This is a genomic window from Streptomyces sp. NPDC051555 (genome assembly GCF_044454405.1).
Lineage (GTDB): Bacteria > Actinomycetota > Actinomycetes > Streptomycetales > Streptomycetaceae > Streptomyces.
The window spans coordinates 20,647-39,650 of the sequence record NZ_JBITDP010000009.1 but is presented as its reverse complement, the minus strand read 5'-3'; the positions used below and the strand labels follow the sequence as shown (position 1 = coordinate 39,650).

Here is a 19,004-nt window from a genome sequence, read left to right as displayed (position 1 = left end):
CGCGGGCAAATAGCCCCCCTCTGGGGTACACTTGGCGTTCGTTGGGGCCCCGCCACCCGCACCACCTCAAATCCCCGGGCGGGGGGGGGGCCCCCCGCCCCCCCCCCCGGCCGCGCCGCACACAATGGGTGGGTGAGCCACCCAGTCGACCCCGACCCCGCCGACCTCCTGCGGGCCCGACCGCCGTCGCCGCTGGTCGAGGTGTGCGACGACCGGTTCGAGCGGTACGGCGTACGGCTGCTCCTGAAGCGGGACGACCTGGTCCATCCCGAGCTCCCCGGCAACAAGTGGCGCAAGCTCGCGCCGAACCTGCGGGCCGCGCTGGCCGGGGGGTACGCGTCCCTCGTGACCTTCGGCGGGGCCTACTCGAACCACCTGCGGGCCACCGCCGCCGCGGGGCGGCTCGTCGGGATGTCGACGGTCGGCGTGGTCCGCGGTGACGAACTGGCCGACCGCCCCCTGAACCCCTCCCTGGCCCGGTGCGCGGCGGACGGCATGCGGCTGCACTTCGTGCCCCGGTCGGCGTACCGGCGCAAGGCGGAGCCGCAGGTGCTGGCCGGGCTGCTGGCCGATGCCGGTGCGGCGGGGGCGTACGTCGTCCCCGAAGGCGGCAGCAACGCCCTCGCCCTGGCGGGCTGCGCCGAGCTGGGCGGCGAGCTGCGGGGGCTGACGGACGTGGCGGCCGTGGCGTGCGGCACGGGCGGGACCCTGGCGGGGCTCGCGGCCGGACTCGGCGCCGGGCAGCGGGCGCTGGGTGTGCCGGTGTTGCGGGGCGGGTTCCTGGCGGCGGAGATACGTTCCTTGCAGGCGGCGGCGTACGGGGGGCCGCGGGGGGTGTGGAGCCTGGCCGAGGACTACCACCACGGGGGGTACGCGAAGGTGCCGGCCGAGCTGGAGGACTTCGCGGCGGACTTCGAGGGGCGGCACGGGGTGCCGGTCGAGCGGGTGTACGTGGCGAAGCTCCTGTGGGCCCTGACCCATCTCCTCCCCGGCGGCACCTTCCCCCCGACCACCCGCCTGACGGCCGTCATCACCGGCCACCCCTGACCCCGCCCCGGCGATGTCCTCAATCGCCGGACGGGCTGGATCGAGCCTGTCCCCCCGGGCGGGCTGAATCGGACCCGGCCCGGATCGCCTCCGGCGGGTCCTCAATCGCCGGACGGGCTGGATCCGGCCCGGCCCGGGCCGGCGCCGAACGCCTCCGCCGAGGGTCCCCACTTCAGCCCGTCCGGCGTTTGAGGACCCGCCGGAGGCAACCCCACCGACTCCCGGTCCGAATCAGCCCGTCCGGCGTTTGAGGACCCGCCGGAGGCAGAGCCGGCACGGGGGGCGGCCCGGCCGCGCGGGGCCGATCCAGCCCGTCCGGCGGTTGAGGACGCGGGGCCTGGCTAGGCCTCCTCGCGGTAGGCCGCCGCTTCCTCCAGGTCCAGCCGACGCAGCAACGCACGGAGCATCTCGTCGTCGATACGACGCAGGTCGCGCAGGGTCACGAAGACCTCCCGCTCGGCTGCGATCATCTCCCGCGCCAACCGCCGGTAGACGTCGTCCGCCGACTCCCCCGTCACGGCGTTGACCTCGCCCAACCGCTCCCACACCGCATTGCGCCGCCGCTCCAGCACCGTCCGCAACCGTTCGGCCAGCGGCGGCGGCAACGCGTTCGACGGCTCGGCCAGCAGCTCGGCGAGGCGCTCCTCCGCCGCCCGCGAGGCCTCGCTCTGGGCCTGTGCCTCGGCCAGGGTCTCCGCGTGCGCGTCCCGCGGCGGCAGCCGCAGCAGCCGGATCAGCGGCGGCAGCGTCAGCCCCTGGACCACCAGGGTGGCGATCACCGTCGTGAAGGTCAGGAACAGGATCAGGTTCCGGTGCGGCACCGAGATCGGCACGGAGAACGCGATGGCCAGCGACACCACCCCCCGCATCCCGGCCCACCCCACGACCACCGGCGCCTTCCAGTTCGTGTCCGTCTCCCGGCCCCGGATCCGCCCCGACAGCATGCGCGGCAGGAAGGTGGCGGGGAACACCCAGGCGAACCGCGCGAGGACCACCACCAGGAAGACGAACACCGCGTACCAGGCCGCCGCCGCGCCCTCGTACTGCGCCAGCCCCTTCAGGACCACCGGCAGCTGGAGCCCGATCAGCGCGAAGACCACCGACTCCAGCACGAAGGCGACCACCCGCCACACCGCCTCCTCCTGGAGCCGGGTGGCGAAGTCGACCTGCCAGTTCCGGTGCCCCAGGTACAGGCCGACGACCACCACGGCCAGCACTCCGGAGGCGTGCACCCGCTCGGCCGCCGCGTACGCCACGAAGGGGATCAGCAGCGACAGCGTGTTCTGCAGCAGCGGTTCCCGCAGCCGGGTGCGCAGGTGGTGGATCGGCACCATCAGCACCAGGCCGACGCCGACCCCGCCGACCGAGGCCAGCAGGAATTCCGTGATGCCCTCCGACCAGCCCGCGCCGACGCCGACCACCGCGGCCAGCGCCACCTTGTAGGCGGTGATCGCGGTGGCGTCGTTGACCAGGGACTCCCCCTGGAGGATGGTCGTCACCCGGTTGGGCAGACCGAGCCGGCGCGCGATCGCAGTGGCCGCCACCGCGTCCGGAGGCGCGATCACCGCGCCCAGCACCAGCGCCACCGGCAGCGAGAGGTCCGGTACGACCAAGTAGACGGCGTACCCCACCGCTACCGTCGCGAAGAGCACGTAGCCCACCGAGAGCAGCGCGACCGGCCGCAGATTGGCCCGCAGGTCCAGGTACGAGCTGTCCACGGCGGCGGTGTGCAGCAGTGGCGGGAGCAGCAGCGGCAGCACGATGTGCGGATCGAGGGCGTAGGACGGCACGCCCGGGACGTACGCGGCGATCAACCCCGCGGCGACGAGCAGCAGCGGCGCCGGGATCGGGGTCCGGCGGGCCAGCCCTGCAACGGCGGCGCTCCCCGCCACCAGTGCCACCAGCGGCAATACCTCCATCGAAGATCCATTCTGAGTCGTCGCGCGCCCGCACCGTCGTCGTACGCTGGCCATCATGAGCGAGTGCACCCACGTTCCCGAACTGCCGCGCCCCGAGCCCGTCCCGCTTGCCCCCACCTGTCCCGAATGCGAGGCACTGGGCAGTCATCCGGTCCAGCTTCGGCTGTGCCTGGAGTGCGGCAACGTGGCCTGCTGCGACTCCTCGCCGCACCGGCACGCGACGGCGCACCACGAGAAGACCGGGCATCCGGTGATGCGCAGCTTCGAACCGGGCGAGAGCTGGCGCTGGTGTTTCGTCGACGGTTCGATCGTCTGAGGAGGGGTAGGTCAACCCTCTGCCGGTTCCCCCGATTTGGGCCCGCAGACCCCTAGCCACTGTGCGTACCTGTTGACCTACCATCAGTCACTGGCCGTGGGCGGGGGCGTTCCGAGGGTGCACTGCCGTCGGTCCGTGAGGGGTGCCGCGACACGATCGCCCGGATCGCGATAGCGTCACCGGCGAACACAGCTCGTACCACCTTGGAGGTGAGGGTGTCCCAGATCGCAGGCGAGCCCGGGACCCAGGACTTCGTGGAAGTCCGGCTGCCGGCTGCGGGTGCCTACCTGTCGGTGCTGCGTACGGCCACGGCCGGACTCGCAGCACGTTTGGACTTCACCCTCGACGAGATCGAGGACCTCCGCATCGCGGTGGACGAAGCCTGCGCGATCCTGCTCCAGCAGGCCGTGCCAGGATCCGTCCTCAGCTGCGTCTTCCGCTTGGTGGAAGGCTCGCTGGAGGTGACCGTCTCGGCGCCGACCACGGACGGACGTGCGCCGGAGCGCGACACGTTCGCCTGGACGGTGCTGTCGGCCTTGGCCGGCAAGGTCGAGGCCACGGTCGAGGAGGACCGCACGGTCAGCATCAGTCTCTACAAACAGCGCGGCGCGGGACCAGGCCCGGCGTGAGCGGCGGGGAGACCCCGGTACGGGGCGGGGAACGGCCCCGAGTACGACATGAGGTCGACGGCGGCATCCCGGAGCAGCACAACGCCCGGCCGCACCCGGCCGAGGCGGATGCGGAAGACGGCTTTTCGGACTCGGCGGAGCGACGGGCGGGCCCCATGAGCGAGACCCAGCAGGACGAGCCACAGCACGACGGGCCACGGGACGACCGGCCCCTGGAGGCCGCCGCGGACGGCGTCACGGACGGCGTGACGGCGCAGACGGATCCGGACGCGGCGGCGGACGCGGACGCCGCGGCGGCGGCCGTGGCCGCCGCCGTCCTGGCCTCCGACATCGTGACGGAGCCCGAGGAGGTGCGGGAGGTCCGCGACACGCGCGACCCGCGCGACCGCAGTGCCGCCCGGGCCCTCTTCGTCCAACTCCGCACCCTCCCGGAGGGTTCCCCGGAGCGGGCGGAGCTGCGCAACCGGCTGGTCCGGATGCACCTGCCCCTGGTCGAGCACCTGGCGCGGCGCTTCCGCAACCGCGGGGAGCCGCTGGACGACCTGACCCAGGTGGCGACGATCGGCCTGATCAAGTCGGTGGACCGCTTCGACCCCGAGCGCGGGGTCGAGTTCTCGACGTACGCCACCCCGACGGTGGTCGGCGAGATCAAGCGGCACTTCCGCGACAAGGGCTGGGCGGTACGGGTCCCCCGGCGCCTCCAGGAGCTGCGCCTGGCCCTGACCACGGCCACCGCGGAGCTCTCGCAGCAACACCAGCGCTCGCCCACCGTGCACGAACTGGCGGAGCGCCTCGGGATCTCCGAGGAGGACGTGCTGGAGGGCCTGGAGTCGGCCAACGCCTACAGCACCCTCTCGCTCGACGTCCCGGACACGGACGACGAGTCCCCGGCGGTCGCCGACACGCTGGGCTCGGAGGACGAGGCGCTGGAGGGCGTCGAGTACCGCGAGTCCCTCAAGCCGCTCCTGGAGGGGCTGCCGCCGCGGGAGAAGCGGATCCTGCTGCTGCGGTTCTTCGGCAACATGACCCAGTCGCAGATCGCGCAGGAGGTCGGCATCTCGCAGATGCACGTGTCCCGGCTGTTGGCCCGCACCCTGGCCCAGCTCCGGGAGAAGCTCCTCGTCGAGGAGTAGGACGCTCAGGCGGCGTCGCGCGGCCCGATGCCCAGGGCCTGCGTCGTCGCCGGGTGGACCAGCAGGGCGACGACGGCCACCGCCGTCAGCACCAGCGCGATCCCGGCGGCCATCATCGCGCCCCCGGTGTTGAACAGCGTCCACGCCACCGGCAGCGCCATCAGCTGGGTGATCAGCGCCGGGCCGCGGCTCCAGCGGCGGCCCAGGCGCAGCCCCCGCGCCGCGATCAGCGGCAGCGCGGCGAGCGCCAACAGGGTGATCCCGCCGGTCTCGGCCTGTTGCGGGGAGTCCGGGTTCCCGGCGATGCCCACGAACAGCATGTAGACACCGAGCCCGGCCAGGGCCAGGCCCTCCAGCGCGGTGAGCGCGGCGGCGGCGGTCAGCCGGCCGGCCGGGGTGGCGGCGGACGGTCCGGGGGTGGGGCTCTGCTTCGTACTCACCCCAGCAGGGTAGCCGCGGGCCCCCGACCTGACGGTCCCGACCGGGCAGTGCGGTGAGCATTACTGGGGGTGGGTAGTCTGCTGCTCATGCGTGCACTTCTCGTGGCCAACCCAGCAGCGACGACCACCAGTGCGCGCACGCGTGACGTCTTGACCCACGCCCTCGCCAGCGAGATGAAGCTGGAGGCGATCACCACCGAGTACCGCGGGCACGCCCGGGACCTGGGACGGCAGGCCGCCGAGAGCGACGACATCGACCTCGTGGTGGCCCTGGGCGGCGACGGCACGGTCAACGAGGTGGTCAACGGACTGCTGCACAACGGGCCGAATCCGGACTCCCTGCCCCGACTGGCCGTGGTGCCGGGCGGCTCCACGAACGTCTTCGCCCGCGCCCTGGGCCTGCCCAACGACGCGGTCGAGGCGACCGGCGCGTTGCTGGACGCGCTGCGCGAGCGCCGGGAGCGGACGGTCGGCCTGGGTCTGGCGGAGGGTGCGCCGGGCACGGAGGACGAATCGGTGCCGGCCCGCTGGTTCACGTTCTGTGCGGGATTCGGCTTCGACGCGGGCGTCGTCGGCCGGGTGGAACAGCAGCGGGAGCGCGGCAAGCGTTCGACGCATGCCCTGTATGTACGACAGCTCCTGCGCCAATTCTTCGAGGAACCGAACCGGCGGCACGGCACGGTCACGCTGGAGCGCCCCGGCGCGGATCCCGTGACGGACCTGGTGCTGTCGATAGTGTGCAACACCTCACCCTGGACGTATCTGGGCAATCGGCCCCTCTATGCCTCCCCGGAGGCGTCTTTCGATACTGCGCTTGACGTACTCGCACTCGACCGTTTGTCAACTCCGTCGGTCGCTCGCTACGCGACACAGCTCCTGACCTCGACTCCTGAGCGGGGTCCGCACGGGAAGCACGCGGTGTCCCTGCACGATCTGACCGACTTCACCTTGCATTCGAAGGTCCCGCTCCCCTTCCAGATGGACGGAGACCACCTCGGTCTGCGCACCAGCGTTCGGTTCACAGGCGTACGCCGTGCACTGCGTGTGATTGTGTGAGTAGAAGGGCCGAAAGTCCTTCCACTCGAACGTTTTAACGTCGGTCCACCCCTAGGAAGTACGGCTGTGACCTACTAGACACCGACGAATCCAAAAAAACTTTCCGGAAGGGGTTGTATCCCCGTCCGAGGTTTGCGAATCTCTACATGGCGATCGGGACAGCCCGCAGAACCCGGCACCCACACAGATCGCCAGAACCCCTCCACGAAACACGGACCGCACCAGGAAACTGGGCGTCGGCCCTTCCCCCATCAGGGGATTCGTGAAAGCGTTCACATTCACAAGCAACCTGCCCGCAATACAAGGAGATGGAGCAGCCATGGACTGGCGTCACAACGCCGTTTGCCGCGAAGAAGACCCCGAGCTCTTCTTCCCCATCGGCAACACCGGTCCTGCGCTGCTGCAGATCGAGGAAGCCAAGGCCGTCTGCCGCCGTTGCCCCGTCATGGAGCAGTGCCTGCAGTGGGCGCTCGAGTCCGGTCAGGACTCCGGCGTCTGGGGCGGTCTCAGCGAGGACGAGCGCCGCGCGATGAAGCGCCGCGCCGCTCGCAACCGGGCGCGCAACGCAACCGCCTGATTTCGACTTTCGAGCCTCGAGCCGCAGCGCGTAGTACCCCGCATCAGCGCTCAGCACCATGCTCTTGAGCCCCGGACCGATAACCAATCGGTCCGGGGCTCAGTGCTGTGCCCCGCGCGATCGACCCCACATCCCGGTCACTCACGGTCACATGAAGGTTCTGGTCACGCAGTGTGACGGGTCACTTCTGCGGGCTGGCCGGTATGTCCAGGACGACCTTGGTGCCGCGCGTCTCCCCCGCCACCATGTCGAAGGTGCCGCCGAGCTCGCCCTCGACCAGGGTCCGTACGATCTGCAGTCCGAGATTGCCGGCCCGCTGGGGGTCGAAGCCCTCGGGCAGACCGCACCCGTCGTCGAGCACGGTGATCAGTAGGCGCGCGTCGTCGCGACGGCTGCCGCTGCGCAGCGCGGTCACCTCGACGGTGCCGCCCTCGCCCTGGACGAAGGCGTGTTCCAGTGCGTTCTGGAGGATTTCCGTCAGCACCATGGACAGCGGCGTCGCCACTTCGGCGTCCAGGATGCCGAAGCGGCCCGTGCGGCGGCAGGCCACGTTGCCCGGGGAGATCTCCGCGACCATCGCGATGACGCGGTCGGCGATCTCGTCGAACTCGACCCGCTCGTCCAGGTTCTGAGACAGCGTCTCGTGGACGATCGCGATCGAACCGACCCGGCGCACCGCCTCGTTGAGCGCCTCGCGCCCCTGCGCGGAATCCATCCGGCGGGCCTGCAACCGCAGCAGCGCGGCCACCGTCTGCAGGTTGTTCTTCACCCGGTGGTGGATCTCCCGGATGGTCGCGTCCTTCGTGATCAATTCCCGTTCGCGACGGCGCAGTTCGGTGACGTCGCGGCACAGGACCAGCGAGCCGATCCGGGTGCCCTTGGGCTTGAGCGGGATGGCGCGCAGCTGGATGACCCCGGTGCTGCCCTCGACCTCGGTCTCGCGCGGGGCCCAGCCGCTGGCCAGCTTGACCAGGGCCTCGTCCACCGGGCCCCGGGAGGGGGCGAGTTCGGCCGTGGTGTTGCCCAGGTGCTGGCCCACCAGGTCGGAGGCGAGACCGAGCCGGTGATAGGCCGACAGGGCGTTGGGGGACGCGTACGTCACCACGCCCTCCGCGTCGAGCCGGATCAGACCGTCGCCGACCCGGGGCGAGGCGTCCATGTCGACCTGCTGCCCCGGGAAGGGGAAGGAGCCCGCCGCGATCATCTGCGCGAGGTCGGAGGCGGACTGGAGGTAGGTCAGCTCCAGCCGGCTCGGTGTACGCACAGTGAGCAGGTTGGTGTTGCGGGCGATCACGCCGAGGACGCGGCCCTCGCGCCGGACCGGGATCGACTCGACGCGGACCGGCACCTCCTCGCGCCACTCCGGGTCGCCCTCGCGCACGATCCGGCCCTCGTCGAGGGCCGCGTCCAGCAGCGGGCGGCGGCCGCGCGGCACCAGGTGGCCGACCATGTCGTCCTGGTACGAGGTGGGGCCGGTGTTCGGGCGCATCTGGGCGACCGAGACGTAGCGGGCGCCGTCCAGGGTGGGGACCCACAGGACCAGGTCCGCAAAGGAGAGGTCGGAGAGCAGCTGCCACTCCGAGACCAGCAGATGGAGCCACTCCAGGTCGGTTTCACTGAGAGCGGTGTGCTGGCGTACGAGGTCGTTCATGGAGGGCACGCTGCGAGGGTACCCCGGGCTCGGGCCATGACTTTCCCCACCGGGATTACCCAGGAGTACCCAGGAGCGGTCGACTCCGCGTAATGTTGGAGGAAGTGACGGGATCCGAGGACCCGCCATTGGATGGACAGAACAGAATGGTCTAGTCCACAATTGCCGAAGAGCTTCCGCCCTCCCCGCACAGGAGGACGGATCGAGGTAAGCCGCGCGTTCTGCCCTGACCGCGTCGGCACCTCCCACCGGCCGCCGGGCACCGCACACCCGACCGGCCGTAAGTACTCCGGGCTGCGGTGCCGGACGGGCTGAGGGTCCCGTCCCGGCACCGTGGCCCAGAGGAATGTCACGCGCGGAATGTCACGCGCGGAACGGCACGCGCGGAGTGTCACGCGCCGGATGTCGAGGATTCCTCCGGCCAGGCCGCCATCGCGAGGGCCGCCACCGCTTCCAGCTCGGCCCGGGTCGCCCCGTCGCGCGACTGCTGCGACATCCCCTGGAGCACCGCCCCGCTGTACCGCGCCAGCGCCCGCGCGTCGGTGTCCGCGGCCAGCGTCCCGGTGGCGACGTCCGCCCGGATCCGGCTCTCGAACAACGTCAGGTTGGCCTCGCGCCTCACCCGCAGCGCTTCGGCCACCTCGTCGGCGGTGGTGTTGACGGCCGCGCTGATCACCATGCAGCCCGGCGGGTGGGCCGGGTCGGTGTAGACCTCGGCGGCCTCGTGCAGGATCCGCGCCACGGCCGCGCGGGCCGTGGGCTCCTCGCCCAGGGCCACCGCCGCGAAGTCCGCGTACCGGTTGCCGTAGACCACCACGACCTCGTCGAAGAGCTTGCGCTTGTCGCCGAAGGCCGCGTAGAGACTGGGCGCGCCGATTCCGAGGGCGCGGGTCAGGTCCGCGATGGAGGTCGCCTCGTAGCCGCGCTCCCAGAAGGCGAACATCGCCTTGTCGAGGGCTTCGTCGCGGTCGAAGGAGCGGGGCCTGCCGCGCTGTCCGGTCACCATGGGTCGATTCTATAGCGGGCGCTAGGGAATCTGATACGGTCCTTTCTGTAGCGACCACTAGCGATTGTGGAGGGGGGCACCCATGGGCGTGCTCGAAGGTAGGACGGCGCTGGTCACGGGCGGTAGTCGGGGGATCGGACGGGCGGTGGCGCAGCGGCTGGCCCGGGACGGGGCGCTCGTGGCCGTGCACTACGGACACGACGGGGACGCGGCCGCGGAGACGGTCGCCACGATCACGGCGGCGGGCGGTCGGGCCTTCGCCATCGGCGCGGAATTCGGGGTGCCGGGCGACGCGCAGGCGCTCTGGGCGGCGTACGACGCGCATCCGGAGCACACCGAGGGCGTCGACATCCTGGTCAACAACGCGGGGGCCGCCACCTTCGCGGGGATCGAGGACACCGACGAGGAGACCTGGGACCGGGTCCAGGCGGTCAATGCGAAGGCGCCGTTCTTCGTCATCAAGCACGGGCTGGAGCGGCTGCGCGACGGCGGTCGGATCGTGAACGTGACGGGCACCCCGGACATCGCGCTGCCGGCCATCTTGGCCACGATCACCGCCAAGGGCGCCGTGAACGCGCTGACCCGCTCGCTGGCCGCGCACCTCGCGCCACGCGGCATCACCGTGAACTCGGTGGGTCCCGGGATCACCGAGACCGACCTGAACGCGGCCTGGCTCGCCGATCCGGCGGCCCGGGCGCACGCGGCCTCCCGCTCCGTCTTCGACCGGGTGGGCACGGCGGCGGAGATCGCCGACGTGGTGGCCTTCCTGGCCTCGGCGGACTCCCGCTGGGTCACCGGCCAGCACCTGAACGCGACGGGCGGTCTCCAGCTGGCGCTGCTGTAGCTAGTGGGTCTCGGTGACCTTCGCCAGGGCGCGCGGGGCGTCCGGGTCCTGGCCCCGGGCGATGGTCACCTCATGGGCCAGCAACTGGAGCGGCAGGATCTCCAGCAGCGGCTGGAGGGCCTCCGGGACGCCGTCGCCGGGCAGTGCGAATCCACTGGTGGCGACGGCGACCCGGGCCGGGGAACCGATCACGCAAAGGTCGGCGCCGCGCCCGCGCAGCCGGTCCAGAACCGGTTGCAGGGCCTCGCCGCCGCGGCCGTCGGGGACCACCGCGATCACCGGGAAGATGTTGTCGACCATGGCGAGCGGACCGTGCAGCAGGTCGGCGCCGGAGTAGGCGAGGGCGGCGATGTACGTCGTCTCCATCAGCTTGAAGGCGGCCTCCCGGGCGGTCGGGTAACCGAATCCGCGCGAGGTGACGACCATCCGCTCGGCGAAGCGGTACCGGGCGGCCAGGGTGCGCACCTCCTCGCGCCGGGCCAGCACCTCCTCGGCGAGCGCGGGCAGCCCGCGGGCCGCCGGGACGCCGTCCGCCTCGCGCAGGGCCTCGCTGAAGAGGTACAGGGCGAGGAGGGAGGCGGTGTACGACTTGGTCGCGGGCAGCGCCTTCTCCGGGCCGGCCAGTACGTCGATGCGGTGCTCGCAGACGGCGGCGAGCCCGGAGTCGGGGTTGTTGGTGACGGCCAGGGTCACGGCGCCGGCGGCGCGGGCGGCGAGGGCGGAGGCGATCAGGTCGGGTGAGCTGCCGGACTGGCTGATGGCGATGACCAGCACCCCGTCGAGGCGGGGGCGGGAGCCGTAGGCGGTGACCGTGGACATCGAGCTCAGCCCGCAGGGCAGGCCGTGGTCGACCTCCAGGAGGTACTTCGCGTAGAGCGCGGCGTGGTCGGAGCTGCCGCGGGCGGCGAGCAGCACGAAGCGGGGGCGCTGCGCGGCGATGGCCCGGGCGGTTTCGCGGATCGGGGTGGCGGCGTGGGTGAGGATGCGTTGCCAGGTCTCGGGCTGCTGGCCGATCTCGGCGGCCATCATCGTCCCGGGTCGTTCCATCCCCCCAGTCTCCCCCTCCCGGCCCGCCGGGGCCCGCCGGGCCCCGATTCAGCCCCACCGACCCCCGATTCGGCCCCGCCGCCATTTCAGCCCCGCCGGGCCACCAATTCGGCCTCGCCGGCGTTTGAGGCGCCGCCGGAGGCACCCACCGGCCGGGACGTGCCCCATCCGCCCGAGGGTCGATCGCCGCGCGGCTCCCGTTGCCTCCGGCGGCGCCTCAAACGCCGGCGAGGCTGGAGTGGGCCGGCGGCGCAGGAGTGGACCAGCGGTCGCAACCGCCTCAAACGCCGGCGACGCTGGACTGGCCGCGGCCCCTTGGATGGCGGCGGGGCTGGAGTGGGCCGGCGGCGCCGGAGGGGGCACGCCTCGCACGCCGGCGGGGCCGGAACGGGCCCCGTTGCGCAGGACGGGTGGGGAGAAACGGCTCACCATGGGAGGCGGCAGGAGGGCACGGCTCTGCTAGATTGGTCTATACCACACGTACCTTCTCAGATCGGCAGGCAAAGCGTGGAAGTTGTCATCGTCCCGAACGCCAGGGCAGGCGGAGAACTCATCGCGGAGGCCATGGCGGCCCTCGTCCGCCGCAAGGCCGACGCACTGCTCGGCGTGGCGACCGGCTCTACCCCGCTGCCCATCTACGAGGCCCTCGCGGCCAAGGTCGAGGCCGGTGAGGTCGACGCCTCCCGCGCCCGGATCTGCCAGCTCGACGAGTACGTCGGCCTCCCCGCCGGGCACCCCGAGTCCTACCGCGCCGTCGTGCTGCGCGAGGTCGTCGAGCCGCTCGGCCTGTCCGAGGCCTCCTTCATGGGCCCCGACGGCTCGGCCGAGGACATCGTGGGCGCCTGCGAGGCGTACGACCGCGCCCTCGCCGCGGCCGGCGGCGTGGACCTCCAGCTGCTCGGCATCGGCACGGACGGGCACATCGGCTTCAACGAGCCCTGCTCCTCCCTCGCCTCCCGCACCCGGATCAAGACGCTGACGGAGCAGACCCGCGTCGACAACGCGCGCTTCTTCGACAACGACATAGACCAGGTCCCCCACCACGTCATCACCCAGGGCATCGGCACCATCCTGGACGCCCGCCACCTGGTCCTGCTGGCCACCGGCGAGGGCAAGGCCGAAGCGGTCGCGCAGACCGTCGAGGGCCCCCTGTCCGCGCTGGTACCGGCCTCCGCGCTGCAGCTGCACCGGCACGCGACCGTCATCGTCGACGAGGCCGCCGCCTCGAAGCTGAAGCTGGCCGACTACTTCCGCCACACCTTCGCCAACAAGCCCGCCTGGCAGGGCCTCTAGCCCGTGGGCAGGTGAACGCACGAAAGGCCGGGCGCCCCCGTGACGGGTGCCCGGCCTTCCGCGTACGCGGGGGATGGTCAGGCCCCCGCGATGACCTCCGCCGCTGCCTGTCCGCAGACCCGCGAGGCCCCGTGCGTCTCGATGTACAGCGCGCCGCGCGAACGCTCCCGCGGCAGGCCCATCTCGACGACGACCGTGTCGGGCCGGGCCGCGACCAGCGCGTCCAGGGCCGTCGCCATCCAACCGTGCCGGTGCGCGTCGCGGACCACGGCGACGACCGTACGGGCTTCCGCCGCCGCCAGGATCTCCTCGACCGGGGCGTCCTCCCCGAACTCGCCCGAGGCGGTGTCGGGGAGCAGCTCGGCCAGGGCCGCCGCCACGCCCCAGGGGGTCTCGTCGCCCACCGCCATGTTCGGCGCGGGGGCGAGCGTGGCGACGTACGGCGCGGTCACGGGGGCCCGGGTGCCGCTCACGCGCAGGGCGCGGCGGGCCGCTTCGAGACCGATGCCGGGCGCACTCCCCTCCTGCTGCGCGCCCGGCGCTCCGGCTTCGCGGACCTGTCGGGTCCAGGCGGCGAGGGCGCGCACCCGGGCGGCGGCGTCGGCGAGCCGCTCCTGCGGGAGAGCGCCCTCGCGGACGGCCTCGACGAGCGCGTCGCGCAGGCCGAGCACGGTGGCCTCGTCGCAGAGGCCGCCGCCGACGCAGATGGCGTCGGCGCCCGCCGCGATGGCGAGGACGGTGCCCCGCTCGATGCCGTAGGTGGCGGCGATGGCCTGCATCTCCATGCCGTCGGTGATGATCAGGCCCTCGTAGCCGAGTTCCTTGCGCAGCAGGCCGGTGAGGATCTGCGGGCTCAGGGTGGCGGGCCGGGTCGGGTCGAGCGCGGGCACCAGGATGTGCGCGCTCATCACGGCCTTGGTCCCGGCGGCGATGGCGGCCTTGAAGGGCACCAGTTCGCGGGCGTAGAGGGTGTCGAGGTCCGCGTCGATGCGGGGCATCGCGTGGTGGGAGTCCACGTTGGTGTCGCCGTGCCCCGGGAAGTGCTTGGTGCAGGCGGCGACTCCGGCGGCCTGGAGCCCCTCGACGTAGGCGGCGGTGTGCCGGGCCGCGAGGTCGGTCTCGGCGCCGAAGGACCGTACGCCGATGACCGGGTTGTCCGGGTTGGAGTTGACGTCCGCGGACGGCGCCCAGTTGAGGTTGACCCCGCACTCGGCCAGGCGCCGGCCCAGCTCGCGGGCGACGTCGCGGGTGAGCCCGGTGTCGTCGACGGCGCCGAGGGCCAGATTCCCGGGGAAGGAGGAACCGCCCCGCACCTCCAGGCGCGTGACGTCACCGCCCTCTTCGTCGATCGCGACGAGTACGTCGTCCCGCACGGCCCGCAACTGGGCGGTGAGCGCGCTGAGCTGCTCGGCCGAGACGATGTTGCGGCCGAACAGGCCCACGGAGGCGAGGCCCTCGCCGACCAGGCGCAGCACCCAGGCGGGGGCGGTGGTGCCTTCGAAGCCGGGCTGGAGGACCGCGAGGGCGTCACGGGTGATCGTGTCGGTGCGTTCTGCGAGGACAGTCATGGGTCCGTTATCCCTTCACAGCGCCGGCGGTGAGACCCGCGGCCATCTTCCGCTGGACGAGGAGGAACAGCACGACGATCGGCAGCGCCATCATGGTGGAGCCGGCCATCATCGGGGCGAACTCGGTGCCGTGCTTGGTGGTGAAGTTGCCGAGCCAGACGGTCGCGGTCTGGTTCTGCTGGCTCATCAGCATCAGGGCGTAGAGGTACTCGTTCCACGCCTGGATGAAGGCGTAGACGGAGGTGGCGACCATGCCGGGGGCCAGCAGCGGGAAGACCACCCGGATGAAGGCGCCGGTCGGCGTGCAGCCGTCGACCATGGCCGCTTCTTCCAGCTCCTTCGGGATGTTGACGATGAAGCCGCGCAACGTCCAGACGGTGAAGGGGAGGATGAAGGTCAGGTAGGTGATGATCAGACCGGTGAGCTTGTCGTACTGACCGAGGTCGTTCAGCAGCAGGAACACCGGGATGATCATCGCGACCAGCGGGATCATCTGGACGGCGAGGATGCCGACGATGACGACCTTGCGGCCGCGGAAGGCGAACCGGGAGATGGCGAGGGCCGCCAGCATGCCGACCGCGATGCCGATGACGACCACGACGGAGGAGACGATCAGGCTGCGGCCGACCGGGCCCCAGAAGTCGGCGATCTCCAGCGCGCGCTTGAAGTTCCCCAGCGTGAACGTGGTGGGGAAGAACTTCGGATGCGGGTCGATCGCGTCCTTCTCCGGCTTGAAGGCCGTGTTGAGCATCCAGTAGACCGGGAAGCCGACGACGGCGAAGACGAGCAGGCCGCCCAGGTTCCAGCCGAGCTTGGACTTCTTCCGGCTCGCCTTCGGCGCGGGGCGCGCGGCGGAAGAGGTCGCGGTGGGCGGGGTCGCGGTGGTGGCGGTCATTCCACCTCTCCGATCTTGAGCATCTGGCGCATGTAGACGGCGACCACACCGAGCAGCAGCAGGACGGTCACCAGGGCGATGGCGGAGCCGCCCGAGTAGTCGTTGACCACGAAGGCCTGCTGGTACGAGTAGGTCGTCAGCAGCTGGAACTCGGCCTCGGGGTTGCCGTTGCGCATCACGAAGACCTGCGGGAAGACGCCCATGTCCCAGATCACCGAGAGGGTCGTCAGCATGACGATGATCGGCTTCAGGATGGGGAGGGTGACGTGCCGGAAGACGCCCCAGGCGCCGGCGCCGTCGAGGCGCGCGGCCTCCTCCAGCTCCTTGGGCACCTGCGTCAGACCCGCGCTCAGGGTGATGACCACGAAGGGCACCGCGCCCCAGACCACGAGGAGCATGATCACCGCGAGGCCCTGGGGGCCGTTGGCGAACCAGTTGTGGCCGATCATGTCCACGCCGGGCAGCTTGCTCAGCATGTAGTTGAGGACGCCGTAGTTGGTGTCGAAGAGCCACTTGAAGACGGCCGTGGCGACGATGATCGGCATGCCCCAGCTCGCCACCAACGCGATGTTGATGAGGGCCTTGACCCAGCCGGAGACCTTCTGCAGCAGCAGCGCGATCAGCATGCCGATGACCATGGTCAGGACGACCGCACCGACCGCGAAGATCACCGTGCGCGCCACCACGGCCCAGAAGACCTCGTCGCCGAGGACCTTGGAGAAGTTGTCGAAGCCGACGAATTGGGCTTCCTTGAAACCCCAGAGTTCGGACTTGCCGAAGCTCTGGAAGGAGAGGGACACCAGTCTGAAGAGCGGGTATCCCATGACGAGCGCGATGACCAGCAGGCACGGCGCGAGCAGCAGCCAGGGGGTGGAGCCGGAGCCCTTGCGGGGACCCGTTCCTCCCGGCTTGCCCGCGTTCCCTGTCTTCGCTGCGCTGGAAGGCTTCTGGTCCGCCGGCGGCAGATCGGCGGTGGTTGTCTGTGCGGCACTCATCGCGTGCTCCTCGGGGGTCCCTCTCTTGACGGGCAGCAGGGCCCCGCCGGTCCGGCGGGGCCCTGCCCACTCAGGTCACTTGGTGTTGATGACCTTGTCGATCGCGGCGTCGGCGTCCTTCGCCGCGGCCTCGACCGTCTTCTTGCCGGTGCCGATCTCCACGAGCATGGTCTGGAGGAGCTTGCCCTTCTCGACCTGGCCCCAGCCGGGCGCGGTCGGGACGAACCAGGAGGACTCGGCCGCGGTGGCCGAGACCTGGGTCTTCGGGTCGGCCTTCAGCGGAGCGAGGTCCGTCTTGTTGTTGGGCAGGTTGCCCTTGGCGATCAGGCCCTTCTGGCCCTGCGCGCCGGTGAAGACGTTGATCCACTCGGCCGCGACGTCCTTGGCCTTGGACTTGGACGGGACCGCGAGGTCCGAGCCACCGAGGAAGACCGGCAGGGCCTTGCCGTTCGGGCCGGGCATCACGAAGGTCTCGACCTTGTCCTTCAGGCCACCGACCTTGTCGTTCTTCGGGGTGGCGGCGTCAGCGCCCTCCCAGCCGGCGGAGAAGATCGCCGCGGCGTTGCCCTGGCCGAAGACGACCGGACGGTCCGACTCGTCCTTGGTCTTGTCCGCGTGCATGTACTTGTCGAGGAGCTCCTTGTACTGCTTGAGCCCCTTCAGCGACTCGGGGGAAGACAGGTTCGCCTTCCACTTGTCGCCGTCCTTCTTGGCGATGCTGCCGTTGGCGTCGTAGACGAAGGACATCGCGGCGTACCAGTCCGGGGAGGGCTGGTAGAGGGCGCTGAACTTGTCGCCCTTCGCGGTCTGGATCTTGTCCAGCGCACCGGTCAGGTCGGCCCAGCTCTTCGGGGCGGCGGTGACGCCGGCCTCGGTGGCGAGGTCCTTGCGCCAGGTGCCCACGCGGCCACCGGCGTAGTAGGGGACGCCGTAGGTCTTGCCGTCGTAAGTGACGGATTCCTTCAGGGCGTCGAGCCAGGTGCCGGAGTTCTCGAACTTCGACGCGTCGAGATCGGCGAAGGCGCCGGTCGACATGTAGCCGATCATCTCGGAGTTGCCCATCTCGACAACGTCCGGGGCCTTGTCCGTGGCGAGCACGGCGTCCAGCTTGGCGTTCTTGTCCGGCCAGCCGTAGTACTCGTGCTTGATCGTGAGACCCGGGTGCTTCGCGACAATCGCGTCGTCGGCCGCCTTCACCAGGTCCGGCCAGTTGTTCTGGGCGTCAACCGTCAACCAGACGGTCAGCTCCTTGGCACCCGAAGCCTTGTCGGTCTCGGAGCCCCCCTTGCTGTCGGAGCCACCGCACGCCGCCAGGCCGATAACCATGCCCGCGACTCCAACCGCCGCGATGAGCTTGCGCTTCACGCCACCCTCCTCAGGGATGCCTGCCTGCACTTCCCTTGCCCGCCGCGGTGACATACGCGAAGTACCTGACGTGGGGCCGGGATCTGATCCATATTGGTTTAGACCAGTAGTCGGAGCTTGGCCTAGACCTTTAGGGGTGTCAAGGGTCTAATGAGCGGGTGATCGGTCCGTTACCGGACCGACACCTGAGGTGCGGGCGAGGCCCGCCCCGCGGCCCGTGTCACGATGTGACCGCACATATCGGAGGAGCCGGTGACGGCAGCGAAACTGGAGTCGGGAAGGCGGGCGGCGATGGCCACCGAAGGGGCGACCACGGAGCCGGAAGGCGGGGTACCCACTCGCACCGCACGTGTGCCCAAGTACTACCGACTCAAGCGGCACTTGCTCGACATGACCGAGACCCTGCCGCCCGGCACCCCGGTGCCTCCGGAGCGCACCCTGGCGGCCGAGTTCGACACCTCCAGGACCACCGTCCGCCAGGCCCTCCAGGAGCTTGTGGTCGAGGGACGACTGGAGCGCATCCAGGGCAAGGGCACCTTCGTGGCCAAGCCCAAGGTCTCCCAGCCGCTCCAACTGTCCTCCTACACGGAGGACATGCGGGCGCAGGGCCTGGAGCCCACGTCCCAGCTCCTCGACATCGGGTACGTGACGGCCGACGACACCCTCGCCGGACTGCTCAAGATCACCACTGGTGGACGGGTGCTGCGCATCGAGCGGCTGCGCCTGGCGAGCGGCGAGCCGATGGCCATCGAGACCACGCACCTTTCGGCCAAGCGCTTCCCCGCGCTGCGCCGCTCGCTGGTCAAGTACACCTCGCTCTACACCGCGCTGGCGGAGGTGTACGACGTGCGGCTCGCCGAGGCCGAGGAGACCATCGAGACCTCGCTGGCCACCCCGCGCGAGGCGGGACTCCTGGGCACCGACGTCGGCCTGCCGATGCTGATGCTGTCCCGGCACTCCCTGGACGCCGACGGCGAACCCGTGGAGTGGGTGCGCTCGGTGTACCGCGGCGACCGCTACAAGTTCGTGGCGCGCCTGAAGCGACCGGCGATCTGATCCACCGCCCGAGCTCCAGGGCGTGTTTCGGCCGGGGACGCGCACGCCCCCGCGTTCCCGGCCCGCACCCCCTGGCCGTAACCGCTCCATCGTTATACGTTCGAGGCCCCGCGGCGTCGACCCGCCCCGCGAACCGTAGTTGACTCACGTACCGCTATGCGGACGGG

18 protein-coding genes are annotated in these 19,004 nt (G+C 71.0%); 9 read left to right on the top strand and 9 right to left on the bottom strand.

Annotated elements, in window-relative coordinates:
• Positions 1 to 132 precede the first annotated feature (132 nt).
• On the top strand, positions 133 to 1,047 hold the full coding sequence (locus ACIBEA_RS19840) for a 1-aminocyclopropane-1-carboxylate deaminase/D-cysteine desulfhydrase (protein WP_399262574.1): 915 nt from the start codon (positions 133 to 135) through the stop codon (positions 1,045 to 1,047).
• Positions 1,048 to 1,388: 341 nt separating this feature from the next.
• Here ACIBEA_RS19840 and ACIBEA_RS19835 read toward each other — a convergent pair whose 3' ends face one another.
• Positions 1,389 to 2,966, bottom strand: coding sequence for a Na+/H+ antiporter (locus ACIBEA_RS19835; protein WP_399262572.1), 1,578 nt, complete (start codon positions 2,964 to 2,966; stop codon positions 1,389 to 1,391).
• 55 nt (positions 2,967 to 3,021) lie between these two features.
• Between ACIBEA_RS19835 and ACIBEA_RS19830 the strand changes: the two genes are divergently transcribed.
• The 3 genes from ACIBEA_RS19830 to ACIBEA_RS19820 all read left to right on the top strand — a co-directional run bounded on the left by ACIBEA_RS19830 (position 3,022) and on the right by ACIBEA_RS19820 (position 5,044).
• The gene (locus ACIBEA_RS19830) at positions 3,022 to 3,282 is read left to right on the top strand and encodes a UBP-type zinc finger domain-containing protein (protein ID WP_399262570.1); all 261 of its coding nucleotides are present in this window, start codon (positions 3,022 to 3,024) and stop codon (positions 3,280 to 3,282) included.
• Between the two features lie 215 nt (positions 3,283 to 3,497).
• Positions 3,498 to 3,911, top strand: a complete 414-nt coding sequence (locus ACIBEA_RS19825; RefSeq protein ID WP_283448400.1) for an anti-sigma regulatory factor — start codon at positions 3,498 to 3,500, stop codon at positions 3,909 to 3,911.
• Positions 3,908 to 5,044 carry an RNA polymerase sigma factor SigF gene (locus ACIBEA_RS19820; protein WP_399262568.1) on the top strand — a complete coding sequence of 379 codons (1,137 nt, stop codon included), beginning with the start codon at positions 3,908 to 3,910 and terminating at the stop codon, positions 5,042 to 5,044. Before ACIBEA_RS19825 ends, ACIBEA_RS19820 begins: the two co-directional genes overlap by 4 nt.
• A 5-nt stretch (positions 5,045 to 5,049) precedes the next feature.
• On the opposite strand, the gene ACIBEA_RS19815 is transcribed toward ACIBEA_RS19820, so the two are convergent.
• Positions 5,050 to 5,484, bottom strand: coding sequence for a hypothetical protein (locus tag ACIBEA_RS19815; protein WP_399262567.1), 435 nt, complete (start codon positions 5,482 to 5,484; stop codon positions 5,050 to 5,052).
• 87 nt (positions 5,485 to 5,571) lie between these two features.
• On the opposite strand from ACIBEA_RS19815, the gene ACIBEA_RS19810 reads away from it, so the two are divergent.
• Both ACIBEA_RS19810 and ACIBEA_RS19805 read left to right on the top strand, forming a co-directional pair.
• Positions 5,572 to 6,540, top strand: a complete 969-nt coding sequence (locus tag ACIBEA_RS19810; RefSeq protein ID WP_399262565.1) for a diacylglycerol/lipid kinase family protein — start codon at positions 5,572 to 5,574, stop codon at positions 6,538 to 6,540.
• A gap of 319 nt (positions 6,541 to 6,859) precedes the next feature.
• Positions 6,860 to 7,117: a WhiB family transcriptional regulator gene (locus ACIBEA_RS19805; protein WP_004937597.1), complete on the top strand. Its 258-nt coding sequence runs from the start codon at positions 6,860 to 6,862 to the stop codon at positions 7,115 to 7,117.
• 181 nt (positions 7,118 to 7,298) lie between these two features.
• On the opposite strand, the gene ACIBEA_RS19800 is transcribed toward ACIBEA_RS19805, so the two are convergent.
• Positions 7,299 to 8,768 carry a sensor histidine kinase gene (locus ACIBEA_RS19800; protein ID WP_399262976.1) on the bottom strand — a complete coding sequence of 490 codons (1,470 nt, stop codon included), beginning with the start codon at positions 8,766 to 8,768 and terminating at the stop codon, positions 7,299 to 7,301.
• Between the two features lie 391 nt (positions 8,769 to 9,159).
• The gene (locus ACIBEA_RS19795) at positions 9,160 to 9,774 is read right to left on the bottom strand and encodes a TetR/AcrR family transcriptional regulator (RefSeq protein WP_399262563.1); all 615 of its coding nucleotides are present in this window, start codon (positions 9,772 to 9,774) and stop codon (positions 9,160 to 9,162) included.
• A gap of 82 nt (positions 9,775 to 9,856) precedes the next feature.
• On the opposite strand from ACIBEA_RS19795, the gene ACIBEA_RS19790 reads away from it, so the two are divergent.
• Positions 9,857 to 10,618, top strand: a complete 762-nt coding sequence (locus ACIBEA_RS19790) for an SDR family oxidoreductase (RefSeq protein WP_399262561.1) — start codon at positions 9,857 to 9,859, stop codon at positions 10,616 to 10,618.
• Here the strand turns inward: ACIBEA_RS19790 and ACIBEA_RS19785 are convergent, their stop codons facing one another.
• Positions 10,619 to 11,665 (bottom strand): SIS domain-containing protein, encoded by a 1,047-nt coding sequence (locus ACIBEA_RS19785; protein ID WP_399262559.1) that lies wholly within the window; start codon positions 11,663 to 11,665, stop codon positions 10,619 to 10,621.
• Positions 11,666 to 12,172: 507 nt separating this feature from the next.
• Here ACIBEA_RS19785 and nagB point away from each other — a divergent pair.
• Complete coding sequence (gene nagB / locus ACIBEA_RS19780) at positions 12,173 to 12,958, top strand: glucosamine-6-phosphate deaminase (RefSeq protein WP_399262557.1); 786 nt, start codon at positions 12,173 to 12,175, stop codon at positions 12,956 to 12,958.
• A gap of 77 nt (positions 12,959 to 13,035) precedes the next feature.
• Here the strand turns inward: nagB and ACIBEA_RS19775 are convergent, their stop codons facing one another.
• The 4 genes from ACIBEA_RS19775 to ACIBEA_RS19760 all read right to left on the bottom strand — a co-directional run bounded on the left by ACIBEA_RS19775 (position 13,036) and on the right by ACIBEA_RS19760 (position 17,781).
• Positions 13,036 to 14,526: a glycoside hydrolase family 3 protein gene (locus tag ACIBEA_RS19775; RefSeq protein WP_399262555.1), complete on the bottom strand. Its 1,491-nt coding sequence runs from the start codon at positions 14,524 to 14,526 to the stop codon at positions 13,036 to 13,038.
• A gap of 7 nt (positions 14,527 to 14,533) precedes the next feature.
• Complete coding sequence (locus ACIBEA_RS19770; RefSeq protein ID WP_399262553.1) at positions 14,534 to 15,421, bottom strand: carbohydrate ABC transporter permease; 888 nt, start codon at positions 15,419 to 15,421, stop codon at positions 14,534 to 14,536.
• Positions 15,418 to 16,416 carry a carbohydrate ABC transporter permease gene (locus ACIBEA_RS19765; RefSeq protein ID WP_399262551.1) on the bottom strand — a complete coding sequence of 333 codons (999 nt, stop codon included), beginning with the start codon at positions 16,414 to 16,416 and terminating at the stop codon, positions 15,418 to 15,420. The genes ACIBEA_RS19770 and ACIBEA_RS19765 overlap by 4 nt, the downstream gene beginning before the upstream one ends.
• A gap of 75 nt (positions 16,417 to 16,491) precedes the next feature.
• On the bottom strand, positions 16,492 to 17,781 hold the full coding sequence (locus tag ACIBEA_RS19760; RefSeq protein ID WP_399262549.1) for an extracellular solute-binding protein: 1,290 nt from the start codon (positions 17,779 to 17,781) through the stop codon (positions 16,492 to 16,494).
• A gap of 291 nt (positions 17,782 to 18,072) precedes the next feature.
• Between ACIBEA_RS19760 and ACIBEA_RS19755 the strand changes: the two genes are divergently transcribed.
• Entirely contained in the window at positions 18,073 to 18,837 is a 765-nt protein-coding gene (locus ACIBEA_RS19755; protein WP_399262974.1) for a GntR family transcriptional regulator, read from the top strand.
• Positions 18,838 to 19,004: the final 167 nt, after the last annotated feature.

Excerpts from the sequence above, each read along its gene's own strand:
- ACIBEA_RS19775 (WP_399262555.1), bottom strand. The coding sequence starts at position 14,526 with ATGACTGTCCTCGCAGAACGCACCGACACGATCACCCGTGACGCCCTC.
- ACIBEA_RS19795 (WP_399262563.1), bottom strand. The coding sequence starts at position 9,774 with ATGGTGACCGGACAGCGCGGCAGGCCCCGCTCCTTCGACCGCGACGAA.
- ACIBEA_RS19835 (WP_399262572.1), bottom strand. The coding sequence starts at position 2,966 with ATGGAGGTATTGCCGCTGGTGGCACTGGTGGCGGGGAGCGCCGCCGTT.
- ACIBEA_RS19805 (WP_004937597.1), top strand. The coding sequence starts at position 6,860 with ATGGACTGGCGTCACAACGCCGTTTGCCGCGAAGAAGACCCCGAGCTC.
- ACIBEA_RS19790 (WP_399262561.1), top strand. The coding sequence starts at position 9,857 with ATGGGCGTGCTCGAAGGTAGGACGGCGCTGGTCACGGGCGGTAGTCGG.
- ACIBEA_RS19765 (WP_399262551.1), bottom strand. The coding sequence starts at position 16,416 with ATGAGTGCCGCACAGACAACCACCGCCGATCTGCCGCCGGCGGACCAG.
- ACIBEA_RS19810 (WP_399262565.1), top strand. The coding sequence starts at position 5,572 with ATGCGTGCACTTCTCGTGGCCAACCCAGCAGCGACGACCACCAGTGCG.
- ACIBEA_RS19770 (WP_399262553.1), bottom strand. The coding sequence starts at position 15,421 with ATGACCGCCACCACCGCGACCCCGCCCACCGCGACCTCTTCCGCCGCG.
- ACIBEA_RS19800 (WP_399262976.1), bottom strand. The coding sequence starts at position 8,768 with ATGAACGACCTCGTACGCCAGCACACCGCTCTCAGTGAAACCGACCTG.
- ACIBEA_RS19830 (WP_399262570.1), top strand. The coding sequence starts at position 3,022 with ATGAGCGAGTGCACCCACGTTCCCGAACTGCCGCGCCCCGAGCCCGTC.
- ACIBEA_RS19755 (WP_399262974.1), top strand. The coding sequence starts at position 18,073 with ATGGCCACCGAAGGGGCGACCACGGAGCCGGAAGGCGGGGTACCCACT.
- ACIBEA_RS19785 (WP_399262559.1), bottom strand. The coding sequence starts at position 11,665 with ATGGAACGACCCGGGACGATGATGGCCGCCGAGATCGGCCAGCAGCCC.